At 69.1% G+C, this 21,976-nt stretch carries 22 protein-coding genes and 1 pseudogene; 7 read left to right on the top strand and 16 right to left on the bottom strand.

Features of this window, described 5'->3' with window-relative positions; all coding sequences use genetic code 11:
• Nucleotides 1–10 precede the first annotated feature (10 nt).
• The 4 genes from crcB to QMG61_RS14320 all read right to left on the bottom strand — a co-directional run bounded on the left by crcB (nucleotide 11) and on the right by QMG61_RS14320 (nucleotide 3,478).
• Nucleotides 11–379 (bottom strand): fluoride efflux transporter CrcB, encoded by a 369-nt coding sequence (crcB, locus tag QMG61_RS14335; protein WP_283495010.1) that lies wholly within the window; start codon nucleotides 377–379, stop codon nucleotides 11–13.
• Nucleotides 376–795 carry a fluoride efflux transporter FluC gene (locus QMG61_RS14330; RefSeq protein ID WP_283495009.1) on the bottom strand — a complete coding sequence of 140 codons (420 nt, stop codon included), beginning with the start codon at nucleotides 793–795 and terminating at the stop codon, nucleotides 376–378. Before QMG61_RS14330 ends, crcB begins: the two co-directional genes overlap by 4 nt.
• Nucleotides 796–798: 3 nt before the next feature.
• Complete coding sequence (locus QMG61_RS14325) at nucleotides 799–2,934, bottom strand: APC family permease (RefSeq protein WP_502847046.1); 2,136 nt, start codon at nucleotides 2,932–2,934, stop codon at nucleotides 799–801.
• A gap of 100 nt (nucleotides 2,935–3,034) precedes the next feature.
• Complete coding sequence (locus tag QMG61_RS14320) at nucleotides 3,035–3,478, bottom strand: MarR family winged helix-turn-helix transcriptional regulator (RefSeq protein WP_283495008.1); 444 nt, start codon at nucleotides 3,476–3,478, stop codon at nucleotides 3,035–3,037.
• A 43-nt stretch (nucleotides 3,479–3,521) separates the two neighbouring features.
• Between QMG61_RS14320 and QMG61_RS14315 the strand changes: the two genes are divergently transcribed.
• The gene (locus tag QMG61_RS14315; RefSeq protein WP_283495007.1) at nucleotides 3,522–3,782 is read left to right on the top strand and encodes a hypothetical protein; all 261 of its coding nucleotides are present in this window, start codon (nucleotides 3,522–3,524) and stop codon (nucleotides 3,780–3,782) included.
• 80 nt (nucleotides 3,783–3,862) lie between these two features.
• On the opposite strand, the gene QMG61_RS14310 is transcribed toward QMG61_RS14315, so the two are convergent.
• Nucleotides 3,863–4,486: a PadR family transcriptional regulator gene (locus tag QMG61_RS14310; protein ID WP_283495006.1), complete on the bottom strand. Its 624-nt coding sequence runs from the start codon at nucleotides 4,484–4,486 to the stop codon at nucleotides 3,863–3,865.
• Nucleotides 4,483–5,346, bottom strand: coding sequence for a DUF4097 family beta strand repeat-containing protein (locus QMG61_RS14305; RefSeq protein WP_283495005.1), 864 nt, complete (start codon nucleotides 5,344–5,346; stop codon nucleotides 4,483–4,485). The genes QMG61_RS14310 and QMG61_RS14305 overlap by 4 nt, the downstream gene beginning before the upstream one ends.
• 306 nt (nucleotides 5,347–5,652) lie before the next feature.
• On the opposite strand from QMG61_RS14305, the gene QMG61_RS14300 reads away from it, so the two are divergent.
• Nucleotides 5,653–7,158 (top strand): DUF222 domain-containing protein, encoded by a 1,506-nt coding sequence (locus QMG61_RS14300; RefSeq protein ID WP_283495004.1) that lies wholly within the window; start codon nucleotides 5,653–5,655, stop codon nucleotides 7,156–7,158.
• Nucleotides 7,159–7,357: 199 nt separating this feature from the next.
• On the opposite strand, the gene QMG61_RS14295 is transcribed toward QMG61_RS14300, so the two are convergent.
• The gene (locus QMG61_RS14295; protein ID WP_283495003.1) at nucleotides 7,358–8,185 is read right to left on the bottom strand and encodes a CPBP family intramembrane glutamic endopeptidase; all 828 of its coding nucleotides are present in this window, start codon (nucleotides 8,183–8,185) and stop codon (nucleotides 7,358–7,360) included.
• A gap of 57 nt (nucleotides 8,186–8,242) precedes the next feature.
• Here QMG61_RS14295 and QMG61_RS14290 point away from each other — a divergent pair, with 57 nt between their 5' ends.
• Nucleotides 8,243–9,400, top strand: a complete 1,158-nt coding sequence (locus QMG61_RS14290) for a M20/M25/M40 family metallo-hydrolase (RefSeq protein WP_283495002.1) — start codon at nucleotides 8,243–8,245, stop codon at nucleotides 9,398–9,400.
• 30 nt (nucleotides 9,401–9,430) lie between these two features.
• Here the strand turns inward: QMG61_RS14290 and QMG61_RS14285 are convergent, their stop codons facing one another.
• A complete protein-coding gene (locus tag QMG61_RS14285) occupies nucleotides 9,431–9,586 on the bottom strand; it encodes a hypothetical protein (protein WP_283495038.1) in 156 nt (51 codons plus the stop codon).
• 342 nt (nucleotides 9,587–9,928) lie between these two features.
• Between QMG61_RS14285 and QMG61_RS14280 the strand changes: the two genes are divergently transcribed.
• Both QMG61_RS14280 and QMG61_RS14275 read left to right on the top strand, forming a co-directional pair.
• Nucleotides 9,929–11,080, top strand: coding sequence for an NRAMP family divalent metal transporter (locus tag QMG61_RS14280; RefSeq protein ID WP_502847048.1), 1,152 nt, complete (start codon nucleotides 9,929–9,931; stop codon nucleotides 11,078–11,080).
• Nucleotides 11,081–11,090: 10 nt separating this feature from the next.
• Nucleotides 11,091–11,909: a putative hydro-lyase gene (locus QMG61_RS14275; protein ID WP_283495000.1), complete on the top strand. Its 819-nt coding sequence runs from the start codon at nucleotides 11,091–11,093 to the stop codon at nucleotides 11,907–11,909.
• Nucleotides 11,910–11,962: 53 nt separating this feature from the next.
• Here the strand turns inward: QMG61_RS14275 and QMG61_RS14270 are convergent, their stop codons facing one another.
• The 5 genes from QMG61_RS14270 to yczE form a co-directional block, all read right to left on the bottom strand.
• Entirely contained in the window at nucleotides 11,963–12,664 is a 702-nt protein-coding gene (locus tag QMG61_RS14270; protein WP_283494999.1) for a GntR family transcriptional regulator, read from the bottom strand.
• A 32-nt stretch (nucleotides 12,665–12,696) separates the two neighbouring features.
• Nucleotides 12,697–14,451, bottom strand: a complete 1,755-nt coding sequence (locus tag QMG61_RS14265) for an acetyl/propionyl/methylcrotonyl-CoA carboxylase subunit alpha (RefSeq protein WP_283494998.1) — start codon at nucleotides 14,449–14,451, stop codon at nucleotides 12,697–12,699.
• Between the two features lie 3 nt (nucleotides 14,452–14,454).
• The gene (locus QMG61_RS14260) at nucleotides 14,455–16,116 is read right to left on the bottom strand and encodes a 5-oxoprolinase subunit B/C family protein (RefSeq protein WP_283494997.1); all 1,662 of its coding nucleotides are present in this window, start codon (nucleotides 16,114–16,116) and stop codon (nucleotides 14,455–14,457) included.
• Nucleotides 16,085–16,843 carry a LamB/YcsF family protein gene (locus QMG61_RS14255; protein ID WP_283495034.1) on the bottom strand — a complete coding sequence of 253 codons (759 nt, stop codon included), beginning with the start codon at nucleotides 16,841–16,843 and terminating at the stop codon, nucleotides 16,085–16,087. Before QMG61_RS14255 ends, QMG61_RS14260 begins: the two co-directional genes overlap by 32 nt.
• Nucleotides 16,844–16,964: 121 nt before the next feature.
• On the bottom strand, nucleotides 16,965–17,624 hold the full coding sequence (gene yczE / locus QMG61_RS14250; RefSeq protein WP_283494996.1) for a membrane protein YczE: 660 nt from the start codon (nucleotides 17,622–17,624) through the stop codon (nucleotides 16,965–16,967).
• Between the two features lie 63 nt (nucleotides 17,625–17,687).
• Here yczE and yczR point away from each other — a divergent pair, with 63 nt between their 5' ends.
• Nucleotides 17,688–19,148: a MocR-like transcription factor YczR gene (yczR, locus tag QMG61_RS14245; RefSeq protein ID WP_283494995.1), complete on the top strand. Its 1,461-nt coding sequence runs from the start codon at nucleotides 17,688–17,690 to the stop codon at nucleotides 19,146–19,148.
• 43 nt (nucleotides 19,149–19,191) lie between these two features.
• Here the strand turns inward: yczR and QMG61_RS14240 are convergent, their stop codons facing one another.
• The gene (locus QMG61_RS14240; RefSeq protein WP_283494994.1) at nucleotides 19,192–19,395 is read right to left on the bottom strand and encodes a dodecin family protein; all 204 of its coding nucleotides are present in this window, start codon (nucleotides 19,393–19,395) and stop codon (nucleotides 19,192–19,194) included.
• Between the two features lie 125 nt (nucleotides 19,396–19,520).
• Nucleotides 19,521–20,168 (bottom strand): DUF4232 domain-containing protein, encoded by a 648-nt coding sequence (locus tag QMG61_RS14235; protein ID WP_283494993.1) that lies wholly within the window; start codon nucleotides 20,166–20,168, stop codon nucleotides 19,521–19,523.
• A gap of 105 nt (nucleotides 20,169–20,273) precedes the next feature.
• Here QMG61_RS14235 and QMG61_RS14230 point away from each other — a divergent pair, with 105 nt between their 5' ends.
• On the top strand, nucleotides 20,274–21,635 hold the full coding sequence (locus tag QMG61_RS14230) for a protein kinase domain-containing protein (RefSeq protein ID WP_283494992.1): 1,362 nt from the start codon (nucleotides 20,274–20,276) through the stop codon (nucleotides 21,633–21,635).
• Nucleotides 21,636–21,737: 102 nt separating this feature from the next.
• On the opposite strand, the pseudogene QMG61_RS14225 reads toward QMG61_RS14230, so the two are convergent.
• Nucleotides 21,738–21,976 (bottom strand): annotated as a pseudogene (locus tag QMG61_RS14225) (hypothetical protein); the annotation flags it as partial.

Raw genomic sequence — 21,976 nt, 5'->3', positions numbered from 1 at the left:
CCGGCCGACCCTAGCGTGCGAGCAGATACCCCGCCGCGCAGACGCCCAGCCCGAGCACCAGGTTGCCGAACAGACCGATCAGTCCCGTCCGCCAACGGCCCTTGAGAATGAGGTCGACGGTCTCGACACTCCAGGTGCTGAAGGTCGTCAATCCACCGCAGACACCGGTGAACAAGACCAGGCGCAGGTCGTCGCCGATCGCGGCGCGCTCGGCGAGCCCGAGCACCACCCCGCCGATCAGTGATCCGGCCACATTCACCACGAGCACGCCGAGCGGCAACCCGCCGGGTCCGAGCGGGAGAGCGCGCGAGACCAGGTACCGGATGACCGCTGCCGCGCCGCCGAAGGCGAGTACGGTGGCGACCAGCCCGGCGTTCACGGGGTGCCCCCGGCATCCGTCGCCGCGAGCCCGGTCGGCCGGTTGACGTGCCGGGCGCCCAGCCACAGGCCCAGGCCGGCGGCCGCAAAGCCGAGCAGCAGGGTGGCCGCGAGGTAGCCCGCTGCCAGCGCCCAGGAGTTCACGGATGCCAGCGACACCAGCGAGACCATTGCCGCGGAGAACGTGGTGAACGATCCGAGCAGGCCAGGGCCGAGCGCGGCCTTGATCCACTGCGGCACGGCCGGTCGGGTCCAGAGGCCGGCGACCAGCCAGCCCAGAACGAACGCGCCCACTGCGTTGACGACGAGGGTGCCGGCCGGGAACTGGTCGGCGGAGTGCGGTAGCGCCAGGTCGGTGCCGAAGCGCAGTGCCGTGCCGATGGCGCCGCCGAGGAACACGGCGGGTGCTAGCCGCACAGGCTACTTGCGCTTGCGACGTCGCGCGGCGGACGGCCTGGACTGCGGCGGGATCACGCCGACCGTGGGCGGCGGCCGCACGGGGATCTCCTTGGTCGCCGGGGCGAGCGGCCTGCGCGGGATCGGACGGGGACGCACGGGCTCTCCACGACGGTCCTGCCCGGGGATCGGCCGGGACCGGCGCCCGTAGATGAGCTCGGAGGAGTCGAGAAGCCAGGGCACGAGAGCGATGGTGACGCCGTGCACGAGCATGAGCTTCTGGCGCAGGCGGCGGGCCTTGTGGTTGTGGAGCAGGTTCTCCCACCAGTGGCCGACGATGTAGATCGGCGTGTAGATGGTGACGACCTCGGAGCCGTGGTCTTCACGGCGGTCCTTGATGTAGCTGATCAGGGGCCAGCTGATGTCCCGGTACGGCGACTGCACGATGCGCAGCGGAACCTGGATGTTCTGCTTGACCCAGTCGCGCTTGAGCTGCTTGGTCTCTTCCTCATCGATCGAGATATGCACGGCCTCGATGCTTTCGTGGCGGGCCGCGATCGCGTAGTCGAGGGCCTTGAGCACGGGCTTCTGCATCTTGCCGACGAGTACGACAGCGTGGTCACCCTGGGAACCGAAGGTGGTTTCCGGGTCGACCTCGATCTCCTTGGCGACGTCCCGGTAGTACCGGTTCACGCCGAGCATGAGCGTGAACAGCACGGGCATCATCACAAAGACGAGCCACGCGCCGTGGGTGAACTTCGTGATGGTCACGACGATCAGCACGACGCCGGTGAGCAGCGCGCCGAAGCCGTTGATCGACAGGCTCGCGATGATGGATCCGCGGTTCGGCGGGTTCGTCTTGAGCAGCGTGAGCCAGTGCTTCACCATGCCGGTCTGGCCGAGGGTGAAGGAGACGAAGACGCCGATGATGTAGAGCTGGATCAACACCGTGAGGTTGGCCTGGTAGACGATGATGATCAGGCAGGCGAACAGGGCCAGGAGCAGCACGCCGTTCGAGTAGATCAGGCGGTCGCCGCGGGTGCTCAGCGACTTGGGGGCGTAAGAGTCCTTGGCCAGCACGGAGCCGAGCAGCGGGAACCCGTTGAAGGCCGTGTTGGCGGCCAGGAGCAGCACCGCCGCGGTGGCGGCCTGCAGCACGAAGAACATGATCGAGTTGTTGCCGAAGGTGGCGGCCGCGATCTGGGCGATCAGGCTCCGCTGGGGTGACGTCGCACACTCATCCCAGCCGATCAGGTCGCAGGGGTTCTCCGCGTAGTGCACCTTGGCGATCAGGGCGAGGGTGACCAGGCCGATGAACAGGGTGATCGCGATCCCACCCATCAGAACGAGCGTGCGCTGCGCATTCTTGACCTTCGGATGCTTGAACGCCGGCACCCCGTTGGCGATCGCCTCAACGCCGGTGAGCGCACTGCAACCACTGGCGAAGGAGCGCAGCAGCAGCAGGATGAACGCGGACTGGGCGAGATTCTGGGCCTGCACATCGAAGTTTGCCGATTCGGCCACCGGCGCATCACCGAAGGCGGCCCTGGTGAGGCCGACGATGACGAGCAGGAAGACGCTCGCAATGAAGAGGTAGGTCGGGATCGCGAACGCCTTGCTGGACTCCGCCACCCCGCGGAGGTTGACCGCGGCGAGGAGGATCACGAAGACGACGGCGATTTCGACCCGGAAGTCCACGAGCATGGGCAGGGCGGAAATAATGTTGTCCACGCCGCTGGCCACCGAGACGACCACGGTCATCACGTAGTCGACGAGCAGGGCGGAGGCCACCAGCAGGCCGGCCTTTTCGCCGAGGTTCTTCGAGGCAACCTCGTAGTCACCGCCGCCGGACGGGTAGGCCTTGATCAGCTGGCGGTAGGACGCGACCACGACCACGAGGAGGAGCACGACGACCGCCGCGACCCAGGGGGCGAAGCTCAGGAAAGCGAGCCCGCCGAGGGTCAGAATCATCAGGAGCTCTTGCGGCGCATAGGCCACGCTCGACAGCGGGTCGCTGGCGAAGATCGGCAGGGCGAGGTGCTTGGGCAGCAGCTGACCCTCGAGGTGCTCGGTCGACAGCGGGTCGCCAATGATCCATCGCTTGGGCGATCGTGTTTCGGGCGCTGGGCCGGTTCCCTCTGGTGTCACGAGGGTTGACACTACTCCCTTGCACAGTGCTGTCAAATTTGTGGGAGATGACCCCGGATGCGGCGTGGCGCCCGCGTGTCATGGCAAGTTCGGATACGGCCAGTTGAAGTGCTCAGCCGGGGTGTGTGGCGTCGATCACTCGCCAGAGCGAACGCCGCAGGGCCTCGAGTTCTTCGGCGCTCATCCCCAGCGAATCGATGATGCGCGGCGGGATGGTCGCGGCCTCGTCGCGGAGCCGGAGGCCGTCGTCGGTCAGGGCGACGTCAAGCATCCGTTCGTCCCGGTCGTTGCGGGTGCGACTGACCAGGCCGGCAGTCTCGAGTCGCTTGAGCAGCGGGGAGAGAGTGGCCGGCTCGAGGCGGAGTTCGGCGGCCAGGTCGGTGACGGAGCGAGGGCTGCGACCCCAGAGCGCCAGCATCACGAGGTACTGCGGGTGGGTGAGACCATAGGGCTCGAGAACGGGCCGGTACACCCCGATCACGCTGCGCGACGCGATCGCGAGCGCGAAGCAGACCTGGTCCTCCAGGCGGAGCAGGTCGGGGGTTTCCTCGGTCATCTGCGGGGCTCGCCTTCCGGACATAGTAAGTACACTAATTATTATGACACGCACTAGTAAAGGGGAGCGAGGCGGCCTGGCCGGCTTCGTCGGTCGGCTCAACCGTACGTTGTTGCCCTGGATCGGTCCGCCGCCGCTCGGCCCGTACACGACCGTGACGGCGACCGAAGAGGCCGCGGCGAAGTCCGAGGCGCGCTGCCCGATCTGCTCGGAACTGATGAGCCTGCACGAGATCGATCGCTCGGGGGAGCGCACGCAGGTGCATCACCCCACCCCGGAGCAGGTCGCCGAGCGCTCCGCCTAATCGGCCGGTGGTTGAGCCTGTCGAAACCAGCCGCCGGTGGTTGAGCCTGTCGAAACCAGCGCAGGCGCAGCGTAGCCGGGTCAGCGGCCGAGCGAGGCGAGGATGCCCGCGCGCACATCGGCAAGCTGCCGCCGCAGCTCCGGCACGGTGGCGGCCGGAACGTGGGAGCTGGCCGCGCTGCGGCGGAGGTCGGCGCGCAGCTGCTGGCGGAACTCGTTGAGCACCAGGTCGGCCTCGTGCAGCGCACGGTTCGACTCGAGCCGTGTTGCGCCTCCCGGCTCACTCGGCGCCTCGGGAGTCGGGCCTGCGCCGTCGTTCCTGGCCTGTCGTTTGGCCGAGGCCAGGTCGGCCCGCAGGCTCTTCATGGCCTCGGTCACGCCGAAGCGCACCTCGTCGGCGAGGCGTCGCACCGAATCGGTCACCTCGGTCTCGATCGCGTCGAGGTCACCCTCGCGGGCCACCAGCTCGGCGCGGCCGGCGTCGGTGATCTCGTAGACGGTCTTGCGGCCATCCGTTGTCTTGGTGACCAGGCCTTCCTCCTCGAGCTTGGCCAGGCGCGGATAGATCGTGCCCGCGCTGGGAATGTAGGTGCCGCCGAACCGGTCGCTGAGCGCCTGGATGAGCTCGTAGCCATGCCGGGGCTGCTCGGCGAGCAGGCTGAGCAGGTAGAGGCGCAGGCTGCCGTGGGCGAAGACGGGAGTCATGCCGAGGCCTCCCCGGCCGCGGTGGAGTCGGTTGCGGAGGGGTCGGTCGCCGCGTCCGTCGCCCGCCGCACGACGGAGACGTCGCCGGAGACCGAGTTCGCGTGCAGCTCGAGCCAGTCGCCGTCGAGACTGCCCGTGCTGGACTCGTAACCCTTGCCGAACGTGCCCTTGATGGTCTGGTCGTCGAGCTGCAGGGTGCCGGACACCGTGTTGAGGTGGAACCGAGTCGCCACGTCGGCGCCGAGCCGCACGGTCAGGTTGCCGCTGACGGTGTTCGTGTTGATGGTGTCCGGGGTGCCGTCGACGTCGAGGAAGACATCGCTGGTGACGCCGTCAAGACTGAAGCGACGGATGCTGCCGCTGGCGGTGAACTCGCCGGAGACCGTGTGCGCGGTGATGTTGCCGGAGTGGCCGAGCACGGACATCTCGCCGTTGACGCTGTTGAGCTCAAGATCGCCCGAGACGCCGTCGACCACGACGTCGCCCGAGACCGTGCTCAGCCGGGCGCCGTTACGCAGCCCGGAGATCAGTGCGTCGGCCGAGACGACCCCGAACTTGAGGGCCACATCGCGGGGAACCATGATGCTGATGTCGGCCTTCGCCGTGCCTCGGAACGACGCGAAGACCTCGATGAAGTTGTCCCAGCGAAGCTGAGGGTGGTCGATCTCGAGCGTGTCGCCGTCGAGCGAGATCTTCAGGTCCTTGCCGCTGACGCTGTGCACCTCGACCCGGGTGACCGGTTCGTCGTGTCCGATCACGTCGACCTTTCCGCCGATCAAGCCGACCTTGAGGTTGCGGACGAGTTCAATGTCGATCACCTTGGTCTGCCCGGGGGCGACCAGCCATTTTTCCAGTGCCATTGCGTTCTCCTTCGTGCGTGCGGCAGCCGTCGGGTCGTGCCGAAAACCGGAATCGCGATATATCGCGTCCATGGGCATTCACGATATATCGCGTTTGGTCGGTGCGCAAGCCCGATGCGCACTTCCCGGCATCCGCGGTGGTCGGGCCGCTCCGGCACTCGCGGTGGTCGGGCCGCTCCGGCACCCGCGGTGGTCGGGCCGCTCGGTGGTCGAGCCTGTCGAGACCAGTGAACACACCTTCGAAAACTTATCCACAGGACGTGACAAACTCTCACATTTGTGTCCCATTCTTGCTAAAATCGTGTTATGACCACCCCGGCAGACCAGCTCAGGCAAGCGGCAGATGCCGTCGCCCGTCTGGGCTGTTCCAGCGCCGACTATGAGGCCCTCTCGGATGCCGCCGCCCTGGCCGGGCAGCGTGACATCGCGACCGCCCGTCAGCTCCTGGAGACCTGCGCCGCGTGGATGGCCGGCACCATCGCCCGTCGTTCCCGCCCGGAGCTGGGCCACTCGGGTCTGGCCGCCCAGCAGGGTTTCCTCTCCCCGGAGGCTATGATCCAGAAGGTCACCGGCTCGAGCAAGAACGAGGCCTACAAGCTCGTCGCCGTCGGCACGATGCTCGCCCGCACCGAAGCCGCAGACCGGCAACCGGATGAGCAGCTCCCACCCGCCGCGGGAACCGGTGCCGCCGATCCCGCCGGAATGCCCGGGCCGGCCGGGGTCTCGGCCTCCGCTGCGTCGCCCGCGCCGTGGCAGGCGCCGATCGCCCGCGCGGTCGCCGCCGGCACTCTCTCCGTCGACGCCGCGGAGTCGATCCGTCAGGGTCTGGGCGATATCGACACCGCGGTGACAGCAGACCGGCTGGCCGCCGCCCTGACCGCCCTGCTGGCGGAGTCGGCGGGGTTGAACGCGGACCAGTGCTTCCGCCGGGCGAGGCGGCTGCGCGACGACCTCGATACGGCCGGCATCGCCGCCCGGGAGAAGCAGGCCCACGACGACCGGTACCTGCGCGTGTACCGCCTCCGCGACGGCAAAATACGTCTGCACGGACTTTTCGCCCCCGAGGATGGCGAGTTCGTCCTCTCCACCTACGACGCCCTCACCAGCCCCCGGCGCGGCGGGGTGCGCTTCGTTGACAAGAAACGTGCCGCCTGGGCCAAACGAATCCAGGACGACCCCCGCAGCACCGAACAGATCGCCGCAGACTCCTTCCTCCAGTTGCTCAAGCTCGGCAGCGAAGTCGACCCCGGCCGGATGCTCGGCGGCCGCCGCCCCGCCGTCCGCGTCATCGTCACCCAGACCGACCTCGCCCGACAGGGAATTCGCCCCGCAGACATATTGGTCGCCCCGGTCGCCCCGGCCGCCCCGATCGCCCCGACCGGGCACGGCTACCTCGAAGGCAGCCCCGTCCCGATCTCCCTCGCCACCGTCGAACGGCAGATCTGCGACACCGGGGTGCGCGGCATCCTCTTCGACGACACCGGCCAAGCCCTCGACGTCGGCCGGGAACAACGACTCTTCACCGAACAACAACGCACAGCCATCGCGGTCCGCGACGGCGGCTGCATCTGGCCCGACTGCGACCGACCCCCATCCTGGACCGAAGCCCACCACCTCAACGACTGGTCACTCAACGGAACCACCGACACCGCCGACGGAACCTGCCTCTGCCACCCCCACCACCTGCTACTGCACAACCAGGGCTGGAAAATCATCCGAGAGGGCAACGCGTACTGGCTGAAACCGCCAATCACGGTTGACCCGAACCAAACCCTCATCCCACTGAAGAGCAAGGCCGAACGCGCAGGGTGACCCTCGCCTGGGGGTCTCGACAGGCTCGACCACCGGGGTCACCGGGTCTCGACAGGCTCGACCACCGGGGGCTCGACCATCGGGGCGGGGTCACCGGGTCTCGACAGGCTCGACCACCGGGGGCTCGACCACCGGGGCGGGGTCACCGGGTCTCGACAGGCTCGACCACCGGGGCGGGTCCGCCGGGCGCGGGGCGGAGTCAGTAGGGGAAGATCGGGAGCCACTCTCGGGTGTGGGCGTGCACGATCACGAGGAAGACCACGACGTCGAAGAGCAGGTGCACGCAGACGACATAGGTGAGCGACCTGGTGATCTTGAAGGTGTAGCCCTGGAGGAGCGCGAACGGAAATGTCATCAGGGGTCCCCAGCTCTGGTAGCCGAGCTCCCACAGGAAAGAGCAGAAGATGACCGCCTGGAGCAGGTTGGCCTGCCAATCGGGGAAATGCCGTCTGAGCAGGGTGAATACGACGCAGATGAAGAAGAGTTCGTCCCAGATGCCGACGAAGCCCACACCGACGAAGAGGCGCGCAATCTCATCGGGAGCCGTCACGGCGGGCCAGTTCTGGTAGGAGCCCGATCCGATGAAATAGGTCGGCAGGATGGCGTAGCCGAGTCCGACCACGATGACGAGGTACCAGCGCTCGAGAGTGCTCCAGCGCTGGCCGGTACGAATCGGGAATCGAACCGCGTGGTCGCGGTATCCGTAACGGGAGATCAGATAGGGAACGAGCACGGCGAGCGAGAGCACGGTGCCCATCAACGCCATATTCGGGTAGTCGATGTTCGCCTCGACGGAGATCGTGCTGATGATCAGCAGGCCGAGTGCGATCAGGAGCAGGTCCTTGAAGAGCGCCCTGTTGACCAGAAGGGCCAGCGCAACCGCGATGACCAACACAAGATAGCCGGGCACGGGCGCGCGGACACCGAACAGCAGGACCGCAGACGCCGACAACAGGCCGGCGGGAACGAGCCCCCAGGACACGCGGGGTGGGGCATCCGTGGCTGCGGCGGTCGTGGCACTGTGCATGCCACATGGTAGCGAAGGTACCTCCGCGATCACGCCCGCCGCAGGTAGATTCAAGCTGTGAGCAACGATCAAAGCAGCGGTGACGACCCGATCGAGGTGATGCGGCGGCTCATCGGCATCGACTCGGTCAATCCCGATCTCGTTCCCGGCGCGGCCGGCGAGGGGATGATCGCGGCCTGGTGCGCGCGCTGGCTGGCCGACCACGGCTTCGAGATTCACTCTCTCGAAGAGCGCCCGGGCAGACCCTCGATCGTCGGCGTCTTCCGCGGGACCGGCGGCGGCCGCTCCCTCATTCTCAACGGCCACCTCGATACCGTCGGCGTCGAGGGCTACCTCGGCGATCCATTCTCGGGCGAACGTCGTGACGGCCTGGTGCTCGGCCGTGGCGCCTTCGACATGAAGGGCGGGGTGGCGGCGATTCTGGTCGCGGCGGCCCGGGCGTCGGCGACCGGTCTCTCCGGCGACGTGCTCGTCACGCTGGTCGCCGACGAGGAGTTCGGCAGCCGCGGCACCATGGAGGTGCTGCGCAGCTTCCGGGCCGACGCGGCGATCGTCGCCGAACCGAGCGAACTCTGCCTGACCCTCGCCCATCGCGGCTTCGCCTGGTTCGAGCTTGAGCTCAACGGGCTGGCCGCGCACGGCTCCCAGCCGGAGCGCGGCGTCGATGCAATCGCACACGCCGGCCTCGTGCTGCGAGCCCTCGATGGCCTGCGCGAGCGACTCGAGGCCGGGCCGGGGCATCCGCTCCTCGGGCACGGCGCCGTGCGGGTCTCAATGATCCGCGGGGGCACGGATGCCGCCACCGTCGCCGCGGCGTGCACGCTCACGATCGAGCGGCGCATGCTGCCCGGTGAGACCCCCGACGACGTCGAAGCCGAGTTGCGGGGCCTCCTGGCAGTCATCGCCGGCCGGGTCGCCGACTTCCGCTGTGAGCTCACCCGGCTGGTGGCCCGCGCGGCATTCGAGGCCGATCCGGAGTGGCCGATCGTGCGGCTCGCGGCGGCGGAGTCCGACCGGGTGCTCGGGCACCCTCCGTTGACGCGCGGAGAGCCGTTCTGGACGGATGCCGGACTCATTCACGAGGCCGGAATCCCCTGCCTGGTGCTCGGCGTGGCCGGGGGCGGCGCGCACGCGGACGCCGAGTGGGCGGAGGAGGCATCCGTGCTCCGGCTGACCGAGATCCTGGCCGGCACCATCGTCCGATTCTGCGAGTGAGTCGGTTCCGCGAGCGCGGCCTGCCGCGCCCTAATTCGTTGTCTTGCTCTTCAGCCAGCCGAACACGGCGGTCGCCAGGAACAGGATGATGCCGATGACGGCGAGCCAGAACAGCCCCTTGATCACGAATCCCAGCACCGCGAAGACCAGCCAGAGAACGAGCAGAAAGACGATCAGCTTCATCATGGAGCACACGATACGCCACGCTGAGCCTGGGCACACTGACCGACATTCCGACCGGCACGATCGTCGACTTCTGTGACGAACCCGGCCCGGCCCGGCCGGGGCCCCGCCCTCGCGACCCTGAGGAGCAGATTTGGGCCAAACGCTTATGTTGATTGTTGAACAATATGTAGGCTGTCACGAAATCAATCAGTGACCGCCGGCGCTGACGCACTTTCCCCTTCTCGAAGTGAGCGCCCCATGGTTTCCAACGTTGTCCCCGCCGTGTTCCGAGCGAAGATCGCCGGCAAGAAGAAGAAGCCGCGCGGCCCGCGCAAGGCCAGGCGGAACGCGCTCCTCGGCGCGATGTTCCTGATGGCGACGAGCGCCGTCGGACCCGGCTTCATCGTGCAGACCACCACGTTCACGGTGCAACTCGGCGCTGCCTTCGCCTTCGCCATCCTGGTCTCGATCCTGGTGGATATCGCGGTGCAGCTGAACGTGTGGCGGGTGATCGGTGTCAGCGGCAAGCGGGCGCAGGAACTGGCCAACACGGTTCTGCCCGGCGCCGGCTGGTTCCTCGCCGCGCTGATCTTCCTCGGCGGACTCGTCTTCAACGTCGGCAACATCGCCGGGACGGGCCTGGGGACCAATGTGCTTTTCGGCGTTGACCCCAAGATCGGCGGGGTCCTCTCCGCCGTCGTCGCCATCGCCATCTTCCTGAGCAAGCGGGCCGGGCTGGCCCTGGACAAGATCGTGGTGCTGCTCGGCGCCGTCATGATCGCCCTGATCGCCTACGTGGCCTTCGTGTCCCAGCCGCCGCTGGGCCTGGCCCTGAAGAACGCCGTGATCCCGGACCAGATCGACTTCCTGATCATCACCACCCTGATCGGCGGTACCATCGGCGGCTACATCACCTACGCCGGTGCGCACCGGATGATCGACGCCGGCATCACCGGCAGGGCCAACGTGCAGGCAATCACCCGCAGCTCCGTGCTGGGCATCATCATCACCGGCGTGATCCGCGTCCTGCTCTTCCTGGCCATCCTCGGCGTCGTCGCCGGCGGCGTCGCCCTCACGAGCGACAACATGCCGGCCGAGGCGTTCCAGGCGGCCGCGGGTGAGATCGGACTCACGCTGTTCGGCATCGTGCTCTGGGCGGCATCCATCACCTCCGTCATCGGAGCCGCATACACCTCGATTTCCTTCGTCACCACGGCACAGACCAAGCCGCGCACCCGGAGCATCGCCACGGTCGGCTTCATCGCCGTGTCAACGGCGGTGTTCACGATGCTGGGTCAGGCCCCGGCCACGCTGCTGATCATGGCCGGCGCGATCAACGGGCTGATCCTCCCGGTCGGCTTCGCCGTGATCCTCTGGGTCGCCTGGCGCCGCCGCGACCTGCTCGGCGGCTACGTCTATCCCCGGGCGCTGCTGTTCATCGGCGTCGCCGCGTGGCTGCTGACGCTGTTCCTCGGCTACAAGTCGCTGAACGGCCTCGCTCAGCTCTGGGTTTAGGAGACAAGGGATGCCGTCGTTCACGATGAACACCTCCGCGGTCCAGGGTGACCCGGCCACGCTCTCCCCGGCGGAGGCCCGCGCCCTGTTCCGGGGCGGCCGGGTCTCGCCCACGGCTGGCTGGGCCAACGGATTCACCCAGGCCAACCTGATCATCGTTCCCCTCGAGCAGGCCTTCGACGTTCTGCTGTTCGCGCAGCGCAACCCGAAGGCCTGCCCGATCCTGGGCGTGCTGGACGCCGGGCAGACCGGCGGCCCGCTGCTGGCGGGCGGCGACATCCGCACCGATGTGTCCCGGTACACCGTCTACGAGAACGGCGTCCTGGTGGCCGAGCCGACCGACATCTCGGCCTGGTGGCAGGACGACCTGGTCACGTTCATCGTGGGCTGCAGCTTCACCTTCGAGTCGGCGCTCCAGGCCGGCGGCGTGCCGATCGCGCACATCGACCAGGGAGTGAACGTGCCGATGTACCGCACCTCGGTGCGCTGCGCCGGCGCCGGGGCCCTGTCCGGGCCTCTGGTCGTGTCGATGCGCCCGGTCGCGCCGGGGCAGGTGGCCGACGCGGTGCGCATCACCTCCCGGTACCCGGCGGTGCATGGCGCGCCGGTGCACGTGGGGGACCCGTCCCTGCTCGGCATCACTGACCTGTCGGCGCCCGACTTCGGTGACGCCGTCACGATGCGGGAGGGCGACATCCCGGTGTTCTGGGCCTGCGGTGTGACGCCGCAGGCGGCGGTCATGGAGTCCAGGCCGCGGCTGGCGATCGGGCACGCGCCCGGCCACATGCTGATCACCGACGCGCGCGACTCCGATTACCTCGTGCCGTAGTCCCGGCGCCTCCGGAGAACCCCCGGCCGGGTACACCTAGCGACCTGGAGTGTCTAGCGGCCGGGCTCCGCCAGCGCGGACAGCAGCTGCGCCTCGGCCCGCCGCAGGTAGGCGGTCAGGAGGGCGGCGGCATCGCTCTGCCGACCGGCGCCCAGCAGCTCCACGACCCGGGCGTTGTCGTCGACATAGGGCGCGTGGAAGTGTTCGTCCTCGTCCATCGAGCGGAAGACCAGGCGCATCTCCGCGAGAACCTGAGCCATCAGCCGGTTGAGGCGCTCGCTGCCGGTCAGCGCCACGATCCCGGCGTGGAATTCCTGGTTGGCACCGGCCATGCCCGGGATCGACCCGGCGGCGCGCGCGGCGCGGGCCTGCTCGACAGCCTGGCGCAGCCGGTCCAGGATCGGCCCGGCCACCTCGTCGGTCAGCGTGTAGGCCAGCGCGGCCGGCTCCAGGTAGCGCCGCACCCGGTAGATTTCGCGGATGTCGTCGGCCGTCGGGCGGGCGACGAAGACTCCCCGATTGGGGATGCGGGTGACGATCCGCTCGGCGCTGAGCGTCGAGAAGGCCTCCCGCAGGGTGTTGCGGGACACCCCGAGCGCCTCGCACAGCGGCTCCTCGCTGAGCTTGGTGCCGGGCGGGAGCTGCCCCGCGGCGATCCGCTCGCGCAGCACGCCGGACACCCAGAGACCGGTCTCGGCGTGGCGCCCGGCCACGGTCTGGTGACGCAGGTCGGCGAGGGTCTCGGCGAGGGTCATGAACCTAGGTTACTGCCCGGTCAGAGCCCAAGTCAGTCCCCGATCGAGGTGACGGCGGCATCCATTGCCACGGTGTCTCCCGGCTGCACGAGTTGTTCGCCCAGGGTTCCGTCGCGGTGCGCCACGACGATGGACTCCATCTTCATGGCCTCAAGCACGAGTACCGGGTCGCCCTCGGCGACGATCGCACCCGGCTCCACCATCCACTTGACGACCGAGCCGCTCATGCCGGCCCGGAGCGCTGCCGGGTCGACGTCGGCCGATGCGGCCGCCGGTGCTGTCGCGGTGGACAAGCCCGGGCCCGCAGTCACGCCGCGCAGCAGGCCCTCGAGCAGTCCGGCGGGCAGGCCGAGCGCCATCCGGCGCCCGTCGACCTCGATGCTGATGGTCTGGCGCGGGGCTTCCGGCGCCACGGGATTGAACTGGGGATCACTGGACAGCTCCTCGGCGAAGTCCGCCTGGATCCAGCCGGTGTGAACCCCGAGCCGGTCGGTGGCCGTGAACGCGGGCGAGTCGACCACGGCACGGTGGAACGGCAGCACCGTGGGCAGGCCGGTGATCTCGAAGTCGGCCAGAGCGCGGCGGGCGCGGCGCAGGGCCTGCTGCCGGTCGGCGCCGGTGACGATCAGCTTGGCCAGCAGGGAATCGAACTGGGCGGGAATCATGCCGCCCGCCTTCACACCCGAATCGACCCGGATGCCGGGGCCCGTCGGCACGGTGAAGGTCGCCACGGTGCCGGGGCAGGGCAGGAACCCGCGGCCCACGTCCTCCGCGTTGATCCGGAACTCGAAGGAGTGCCCGCGCGGCTCGGGATCCGTGAATACGGGAAGCGGTCCACCGGCCGCGAGCTGGAGCTGGGCGAGCACCAGGTCGATGCCGCTCGTCTCCTCGGTGATCGGATGCTCGACCTGCAGCCGGGTGTTGACCTCGAGGAACGAGATCGTGCCGTCCTGCGCGAGCAGATACTCCACGGTGCCGGCGCCGGTGTAGCCGGCTTCTCGACAGATCGCCTTGGCCGAGGTGTAGATCTGCTTCTTCTGGGCCGCGGTGAGGAACGGCGCGGGCGCCTCCTCGACGAGCTTCTGGTTGCGGCGCTGCAGCGAGCAGTCTCGGGTTCCGACCACGATCACGTTGCCGTGGGCGTCGGCGAGGATCTGCGCCTCGACGTGCCGGGGCTTGTGCAGGAAGCGCTCGACGAAGCACTCGCCGCGGCCGAACGCAGCCGTGGACTCGCGCACGGCCGAGTCGTAGGACTCCTCGATCGCATCCATGTCCCAGACGACCTTGAGCCCGCGCCCGCCGCCGCCGAAGGCCGCCTTGATGGCCACCGGGAGTCCGTGTTCCATTGCGAATGCGCGCACTTCGGCGGCGGTCTCGACGGTGCCCTCTGAGCCGGCCACCAGAGGGGCTCCGACGCGGATGGCGATCTCGCGGGCGGAGACCTTGTTGCCCAGCACCCGGATCGCGGCGGGCGTCGGTCCGATCCAGATCAGCCCGGCGTCGATCACGGCCTGGGCGAAGTCCGCGTTCTCGGACAGGAAGCCGTAACCCGGGTGCACGGCGTCGGCCCCGGAATCCCGGGCAATGCCGAGCAGCTTGTCCACGTTGAGGTAGCTGTCGGCAGGAGTGTCGCCGCCGAGCGCCCAGGCCTCCGTGGCGGCCGAGACGTGTAAGGCGTCGGCGTCGACGTCCGCGTAGACGGCCACGGATTCGAGCCCGGCGTCGTCGCAGGCGCGAATGATGCGCACCGCGATCTCGCCGCGGTTGGCGATCAGGACTTTCTGCATGGCTCAGCTCTCTTTCGGGGTGGTGGCGGCGGGCGGTGGCACCGGCACAGGAACAGGCACCGGCACGGGCACGGGCACGGGCACGGGCGTGAAACGGATGCCGGCGCCCGTCGGCAGCTGCGCCGCCAGGTCAAGGTCTTCGGCGAGCACGACGCCGATCACCGGGTAGCCCCCGGTCACCGGGTGGTCGGCGAGGAACAAGACCGGCAGGCCCGACGGAGGCACCTGGATGGCGCCGCGGGCCGTACCCTCGCTGGCCAGCTCGCCCGCCCGTGACCGGGTGAGCGGTTCGCCGGCCAGTCGCAGGCCGATCCGGTTCGACTGGATGGTGACGGTCCAGAGTGCCCGGTCGAACCGGTCCACGGATGCCGCGTCGAACCAGTCCGCGCGCGGTCCGGGCACGTAGCGCAGCTCGGTGACCTCGGCCGGAGGTGCGGGCGGGGTCTCGGGGTGGTGCACGGCGCTGCCGGGGGCGGCCGGCAGCATCCGCAGCACAGTGCCGGGCGCCAGCGGGGCCGGCCCGATACCACTGAGGGTGTCGGTGGACCGGCTGCCCAGCACGAGCGGAACGTCGATCCCGCCGCGGAAGGCGAGGTAGCTGCGCACGCCGGCGCGCGGCGCGCCCAGGGTGAGGGTCTCCCCGGCGAGAAGGGAGACGGCGGAGTCCATCGGGAGCGCGCGGGGACCATGGGCGGAGTCGGTCACGGTCAGGAGAACGACGGCCCCGGTCACGGTGAGTACCTGGTCGGTCAGCGCGGTCAGCGACAGCCCGCCGAGGGCGTTCTCCAGCACGGCCGCCGTGGCCGGGTTGCCCACGACCCGGTTGGCACGCCGCAGGGCACCGCGGTCGAGGGCGCCGGAGCCCGTCACGCCCTGGTCGGCGTAGCCGGGACGGCCGAGGTCCTGCACGGTGGTCTGGGTGCCGGCGGAGAGCACGCTCACGCCGCTCGAAGGCGCGATCACATCCGGCACCGAGGTCGCGACGTCACCGGCGACGGATGCCTGCGCCCGCACCGCCTGGAACCGCACCCGGCCGCCCGGCCGGATCAGGGCCGGCTGGGCGCGGTCGAGGTCCCAGAGCCGGGCATCCGTGCGGCCGAGCAGTTGCCAGCCGCCCGGCGAGGCACGGGGATAGACGGCGGAGTAGGTGCCGGCCACGGCCACGGAGCCGGCCGGCACCGAGCTGCGCGGCACGCTGCGCCGGGGCACGGTCAGGCTCGCGTTCTCTCCGGTCAGGTAGACGAAGCCGGGCGCGAAACCACCGAAGGCGGCGGTCCAGACCTGTCCGGCGTGGGCGGCGATGACGCCGTCGACAGTCAGGCCGGTTTCCGCGGCCACAGCGGCCAGGTCCTCCCCGTCGTACACGGTGTCGATCAGCACGAGCGCGGTGTCGACGGTCGTCGCGGGTGCCGTGCGGAGGCCGCGGAGTGCCTCGGCGAAGCCCCGCGCGGCGGCGGAGGAGACGCCGGTGACGAGCACGGTCTCGGCGGCGGCCAGCACGTCGACCTGCCCCTCGAGGGGATATTCCTGCAGGTGAGACTGCAGGGCCAGAACGTCGGCCAGGTTGTCCAGTTCGACCAGGACGGCACGGTCCCCGACGGGACGGATGCTCCGGAAGGCGCCGGCCACGGGGCTAGACGAAGCTTCGGATCGGGATGCCGGCATCCTCAAGGGCGGCGCGCACGGCACCGGCCAGCGCGACCGCGCCGGGGGTGTCGCCGTGCAGGCAGATGCTCTCGGCCGCCACGGAGAGCAGGGTGCCGTCGACGGTGCGCACCTGGCGGTCGCCGGCCAGGCGGAGCACCTGCTCGGTGACGGCGACCGGATCGACCAGCACGGCGCCCGGTCGCGACCGTGACACCAGGGTGCCGTCCGGGTTGTAGGCGCGGTCGGCGAAGGCCTCAACGACCGTGCGGAGCCCCGCCGCGTCGGCAAGCCGCTGGATCTCGGAGTCGGGCAGCACCATCACGGGCAGGGTCGGGTCGACGGCCCGGATCGCGTCGATGACGGCCTGCGCCTGCACCCGGTGGTGCGCGATGGTGTTGTAGAGGGCGCCGTGCGGCTTGACGTAGCTGACACGGGTGCCGGCGACTGTGGCCAGCGCCTGGAGCGCCCCGATCTGGTAGATGACCTCGTCGGTGAGGTGCACGGGGTCCATGTCGATGAACCGCCGGCCGAAACCGGCCAGGTCACGGTAGCCCGGGTGCGCGCCGACCGTCACGCCGGCCTCGGCGGCGGCGGTACAGGTCGCGCGAATGGTGCTCGGGTCTCCGGCGTGGAATGCGCAGGCCACGTTCACGCTCGAGACCGAGGAGATGATGGCGGCGTCGTCGCCGAAGGACCAGTTGCCGAAGGACTCCCCGACATCACTGTTCAGATCGATGCTGTTCAGATCGATGGTGGTCATTCGTGCTCCGTCCGGGGAAGTTTGAACAAGACTGCACTACTTCGACGGATTGTTCAACAATCTGAAAGAAAATAGTCAGCGCCGGTGCCACCCGAAAGCGGCCGGACTAGTTCGCGGGACTGTCGATGGAAGGTGCGGAGGGGAGCACGGATCCCTCGAGGTTCTCCTCGAGCCGGACGTCGCCGGGCGCTGGCAGGGTGATCGCGAAGAACGGAATCGTCCAGTGGCAGAGCGGGCCGACGAGCACAGCGAACAGCACCGTGCCGATACCCACGTTGCCGCCGAGTACCCAGCCGATGCTGAGCACGGTGACCTCGATGCCCGTCCGAACGATCCAGATGCGCCAGCCGGTGCGCTTGTGCAGACCGGTCATCAGGCCGTCGCGCGGGCCGGGGCCGAAGTGCGCTCCGATATAGAGCCCGGTGGCGATCGCCAGCACCAACAGTCCGGCCGCGAACAACACGATCCGCACCCAGAGATCGAGGCCGGTCGGGATCAGCCAGAGGCCGACATCCGCCGCCGGCCCGACGAGCAGGGCGTTGAGCACGGTGCCCACGCCCGGCTTCTGGCGCAGCGGAATCCAGAGCAGCAGCACGACGCCGCTGATCAGGATGGTGACCAGCCCGAAGCCGAGGCCGGTGCGGCCCGAGATGCCCTGGGTGAGCACGTCCCACGGGGCCACGCCGATCTCGCCGCGCACGATCAGGGCGATCCCCAGACCGTAAAGAAAGAGGCCAATAAGGAGTTGGGAGAGGCGGCGGGTCATAGTGGTCAATCCAATTGCACTATTGGCCTGTTATCAAGTAGCCAATCTCTCTATAGTGGCCTCATGGTTGAGAACCAGATGAGTGCGCGGGCCCTCGAGTCGAGGCTGGGTGAGTGGCGTAATGGCGGAAGCGCCTATCGGGCGCTGTCCGATCGCATCCGTCTGCTCACCCTCGACGGACGCATCCCCACCGACAGTCGCCTGCCGGCCGAACGCGAGCTGAGCGACCGGCTCGGGGTGAGCCGCACGACCGTCACGGCGGCCTACCGCCGGCTCCGCGAAACGGGCTTCCTGGTCAGTGTGCGCGGCTCGGGGAGTATGGCCCGGCTCCCCGGTGCCCCCGCGGGGCACACCGCACCGGCGCCGGGCGGCATCCTCGATTTCAGCAAGGCCACCATGCCGGCGCTCGCCGGGCTGTCGGATGCTGCCCGAGCCGCAGTGGGCGACCTGCCCGGCCACCTCATGGGTTCGGGCTTCGACCCGGTGGGCATTCCCGAGCTGCGGGCCGCGATCGCCGACCGGTACCGGGCGCGCGGGCTGCCCACCGACCCGGAACAAATCATGGTCACGATCGGCGCCCAGCACGCGATCGCGCTGCTCGCCCGGGTGCTGGTCGGCCGCGGCGACCGGGTTCTGATCGAGGCGCCGACCTACCCGCACGCCTACGAGGCGCTGAACGCCGCCGGCGCCCGGCTTGTGCCGGTCAGCGTGTCGGCCGCAGTGCCGGGCGAGGATGCCACCACCGCCGGCTGGGACGAGACCGCGCTCCTGCAGACCCTCCGGCGCAGCAACCCCGTGCTCGGCTACCTGATGCCGGACTTTCACAACCCGACCGGTCGAACCATGCCGGTCGACCAGCGGGAGCGCGTGCTCGCCGCGGCCGCCCGCCAGGGCACCGTGCTGGTCGTCGACGAGACGATCGCCGAGCTCGATATCGACCGGGGCGACGAGTTCCTCCCATTCCCTGCCTACGCCGAGGCGGGACGGCCGGGCGACGTCGTCGCCATCGGCTCGGTCGGGAAGACCGTCTGGGGCGGTCTGAGGGTGGGCTGGATTCGCGCCGAACGACCCCTGATTCGCCGACTCGTTGCCGCCCGCTCGGCGAACGACCTCGGCACTCCGATCCTCGAGCAGCTGATCGTGGTGAGGCTCCTGGCCGGGATGCCCGCGATCCTCGAGGGCCGCCGCGCCGAACTCCGGGCCGGCCGCGACCACCTGGAGCGGCTGCTCGCCGCTCGGTTCCCCGACTGGCAGGTGCCTCATGTCGACGGCGGCATCACCGCCTGGGTCAACCTCGGATTGCCGGTGAGCTCGCAGCTCGCGCTCGCCGCGCGCAACCACGGCCTGCTCGTGCCGGCCGGCCCGCGATTCGGGCTCGACGGGGCGTTCGAGCGGTTCCTGCGCATCCCGTTCTGCTACAGCACGGAGCAGATGGACCGGGCCGTCGACGCTCTCGGCCTGGCCTGGGACTCGCTGATGCGGCATCCGGTTCCGGACACCGGGTACCTCGCCGACGTCGTCTGACCCGGCGGAGTACCCGGCGGCCGCAGCGTGCCGCTGCGGTGACTCAGTCCTCGAGCACGAAGGTGACCTCGATCACGACCTCCCACGACGTGATCGCACCGCCCGACACCTCGACCTTCTGCTCCTTGACCCAGGCCCCTGAGACGCCGCGCAGGGTCTGGTTGGCGCGGGCGATGCCGGCGGCGATGGCGTCTTCGAATGACGTGTCGGACCGAACGCTCAGGGTTGTTACGCGTGCAACGGACATGGTTACTCCTCGCTGGATGTGGTGGGGCTTGTGCCGCCGAGGATACGCGCGGGCCGTCGCCACCGACACCCCACGGGCGCGCCAGATTGCGGATTGCGAAGAAGAGCGTCAGCGAACCTGGACCACTAGAAGGCGACCCTGGCGGGTGCCAGCGGGCCTGCCCTCACGATGGCTGTGCTGGTGTCGTCGCAGCCGTCGATCGGGTTGGGGGTGGCCACCTGGCGCGGGTCGATCCAGTCCGGCAGCGTGACCGCGAGTTCGGTGACCGGCACGATCGTGCAGCTGTAGGCGCCTGCCTGAGTGAGGTGAAGCAGGCTGAAAGCGGATGCCCGCGGCGCCAGCGGCACGACGGCGACGGGGAACCAGCGGCCGGGGTCATCGGCGGAGACGGCGCCGATTACGGCGCCGGAGTTGTTGCTGACCAGGGAGACGGCCGGGTACCCCTCGACGGCGCACTCGACCGAGCTGTTGTTGGTCAGCTGCAGGTCCCAATAGAAGCTCCCGGCGCCGCTGTCGTGCGGACGGGACTGGAGGGAAAGCGCAATCTGGTTGGGCCCGCAGGCGGCGATGCCCGCGGAGGCGGTGGGGGACGGGGTGGGCGAGGCGGTGGCCGTGCCCGTTGGTGTGGCAGTGGGAGACGGAGTCGGAGTCGGCATCGGGGAGCCGGGTGAGGACGGTTGCGGGGCGGCGCATCCCGTAAGGAGCACGATCCCGGCGGCCAGGCAGGCCAACCCGGTCCTGCGGTTCCGCCCCCGGGCTCTTCTACTGGTCATGAGCCCAGTGTCACACTGCCGTGCGGATTGCGCGCCCCCGGACGGCTGGATCGCCCTGTTTGCCCGGTTCGCCCTGCCATATACTCAAAATCGACAGGAGGCAGAATGACCGCGAAACCCACCGGTCTCCTCGGTGAGCGCTACCGACTAATGGAGCTCATCGGCAGCGGAGGCATGGCCTCGGTGTACCGGGCCGCCGACGAGCGGCTGGGTCGTGAGGTGGCGATCAAGGTCTTCCGCACGAGCGCAATCGACCAGGATGACATCGCGCGGCAGCAGGCGGAGACGAATGTGCTCGCGAGCCTCAATCACCACAGCCTGGTAACCCTCCTCGACGTCGGTGTTCACCGCGCAACCCCGGATCGGCGCCAAATCTACCTCGTGATGGAACTCGTAGACGGGGTCGACCTGCGGGAGCGTCTGAGCCAGGGGAACATCTCCACCCGCCACGTCGCCCAGATCGGTTACGACCTGGCTGAGGGGCTCGAGTACATCCACAGCCGCGGCGTCGTGCATCGCGACGTCAAGCCGGCGAATATTCTTCTGGCCGAGTACAGCACCCGCTTGCGGGCCAGGGCCAAGCTGACCGACTTCGGCATTGCCCTCTACCCGTCCAGCGAGCGATTGACCAATGACGGCATGACGTCGGGGACCGCTGCCTACCTCAGCCCGGAACAGGCGAAGGGCGAAAGTATCGGACCGCCGAGCGATGTCTACTCCCTGGGACTCGTGCTGCTGGAATGCTTCACCCGCCAGATCGAGTTCCCGGGACAGCCGGTGCCGGCCGCCCTGGCGCGGCTGCTGCGCGATCCGGTCATCCCGGAGAACCTTTCACCTGCCTGGCGCGATCTGCTCGCGTCAATGCTGATGCGCGAACCAGAGCTTCGGCCGCCGGTGAGCGAAGTCGTGCTTGCACTTCGCCAGGCCGTGATCGCCGAGACGGGTCGGCACCGGGCCGACGAACTCCGCCCATTCTCGACCGATGAGGTGGCCCGGATGGAGGAGGTGCACCGCCTCGACATTTTGGACACCCCAGCGGACGGCGCGTTCGACCGGATCGCGGCGCTCGCCGCCCGTATCTTCGACGTGCCGATCGCCATCGTCAGCATCGTCGACCATGACCGGATCTGGTTCAAATCGCACCATGGCCTTGAGCTCGACCAGATCCCCCGCGATCCGGGACTGTGCGCCTCCGCGATCATGAGTGACGTGCCCTGGGTGGTCGAGGATGCGCGCTCGGATCCGCGCGCTCTTGCCAACCCGCTCGTGTCGGGCGAGTTCGGGCTGCAGTTCTACGCCGGCGTTCCGCTGACGACCCGCGACGGCTTCAACCTGGGCACCCTCTGCGTGCTCGATCACGCCCCGCGCACGGTCACGCCGGCCGAGATGGCGACCCTCGGGGACCTCGCATCCGTGGTCGTGAACGAGCTCGAATTGCGTCTGGAGAGTCGCCGCGCCGCACTCTGAGCCCCGAGCTGCCGGTCTTGTCTGGCCCGGCTTCGCGCTCTCTGAATCCGAGCCTCGACAGGGCCGACCGATATGGCCTGGGGCCCGGCGGATTGAGCCCGCTCAGAACGGTGCGTCGTGGTAGTTGGCTGCCGCCGGCGCCGGCGCCGGCGGCGGCGCTGTCGGTGGTGGTCCGGTGGGGAGGATGGTGGCGGGTTCGGTGGTGAAGTCGCGCCCGGTGGGTGAGGTCCAGGTGAGGATGCCGCCGGGTTGTTGGGCGACGGTCCAGCGGGTTTGGGTTTTCAGGGCGTGGCTGGCCGTGCAGAGGTGGGCGAGGTTGTCGGCTGCGGTCATGCCCAGCA

Origin of the sequence: Cryobacterium sp. PH31-AA6 (assembly GCF_030063195.1) — a bacterium.
In the GTDB taxonomy this organism is placed as follows: Bacteria; Actinomycetota; Actinomycetes; order Actinomycetales; family Microbacteriaceae; genus Cryobacterium.
The sequence above is the reverse complement of the archived record's forward strand: the minus strand, read 5'-3'. Positions and strand labels throughout refer to the sequence as shown.

Excerpts from the sequence above, each read along its gene's own strand:
- QMG61_RS14320 (WP_283495008.1), bottom strand. The coding sequence starts at position 3,478 with ATGACCGAGGAAACCCCCGACCTGCTCCGCCTGGAGGACCAGGTCTGC.
- QMG61_RS14315 (WP_283495007.1), top strand. The coding sequence starts at position 3,522 with ATGACACGCACTAGTAAAGGGGAGCGAGGCGGCCTGGCCGGCTTCGTC.
- QMG61_RS14310 (WP_283495006.1), bottom strand. The coding sequence starts at position 4,486 with ATGACTCCCGTCTTCGCCCACGGCAGCCTGCGCCTCTACCTGCTCAGC.
- QMG61_RS14305 (WP_283495005.1), bottom strand. The coding sequence starts at position 5,346 with ATGGCACTGGAAAAATGGCTGGTCGCCCCCGGGCAGACCAAGGTGATC.
- QMG61_RS14300 (WP_283495004.1), top strand. The coding sequence starts at position 5,653 with ATGACCACCCCGGCAGACCAGCTCAGGCAAGCGGCAGATGCCGTCGCC.
- QMG61_RS14295 (WP_283495003.1), bottom strand. The coding sequence starts at position 8,185 with ATGCACAGTGCCACGACCGCCGCAGCCACGGATGCCCCACCCCGCGTG.
- QMG61_RS14285 (WP_283495038.1), bottom strand. The coding sequence starts at position 9,586 with ATGATGAAGCTGATCGTCTTTCTGCTCGTTCTCTGGCTGGTCTTCGCG.
- QMG61_RS14280 (WP_502847048.1), top strand. The coding sequence starts at position 9,929 with ATGTTCCTGATGGCGACGAGCGCCGTCGGACCCGGCTTCATCGTGCAG.
- QMG61_RS14275 (WP_283495000.1), top strand. The coding sequence starts at position 11,091 with ATGCCGTCGTTCACGATGAACACCTCCGCGGTCCAGGGTGACCCGGCC.
- QMG61_RS14270 (WP_283494999.1), bottom strand. The coding sequence starts at position 12,664 with ATGACCCTCGCCGAGACCCTCGCCGACCTGCGTCACCAGACCGTGGCC.
- QMG61_RS14265 (WP_283494998.1), bottom strand. The coding sequence starts at position 14,451 with ATGCAGAAAGTCCTGATCGCCAACCGCGGCGAGATCGCGGTGCGCATC.
- QMG61_RS14260 (WP_283494997.1), bottom strand. The coding sequence starts at position 16,116 with ATGCCGGCATCCCGATCCGAAGCTTCGTCTAGCCCCGTGGCCGGCGCC.
- yczE (WP_283494996.1), bottom strand. The coding sequence starts at position 17,624 with ATGACCCGCCGCCTCTCCCAACTCCTTATTGGCCTCTTTCTTTACGGT.
- yczR (WP_283494995.1), top strand. The coding sequence starts at position 17,688 with ATGGTTGAGAACCAGATGAGTGCGCGGGCCCTCGAGTCGAGGCTGGGT.
- QMG61_RS14240 (WP_283494994.1), bottom strand. The coding sequence starts at position 19,395 with ATGTCCGTTGCACGCGTAACAACCCTGAGCGTTCGGTCCGACACGTCA.
- QMG61_RS14235 (WP_283494993.1), bottom strand. The coding sequence starts at position 20,168 with ATGACCAGTAGAAGAGCCCGGGGGCGGAACCGCAGGACCGGGTTGGCC.
- QMG61_RS14230 (WP_283494992.1), top strand. The coding sequence starts at position 20,274 with ATGACCGCGAAACCCACCGGTCTCCTCGGTGAGCGCTACCGACTAATG.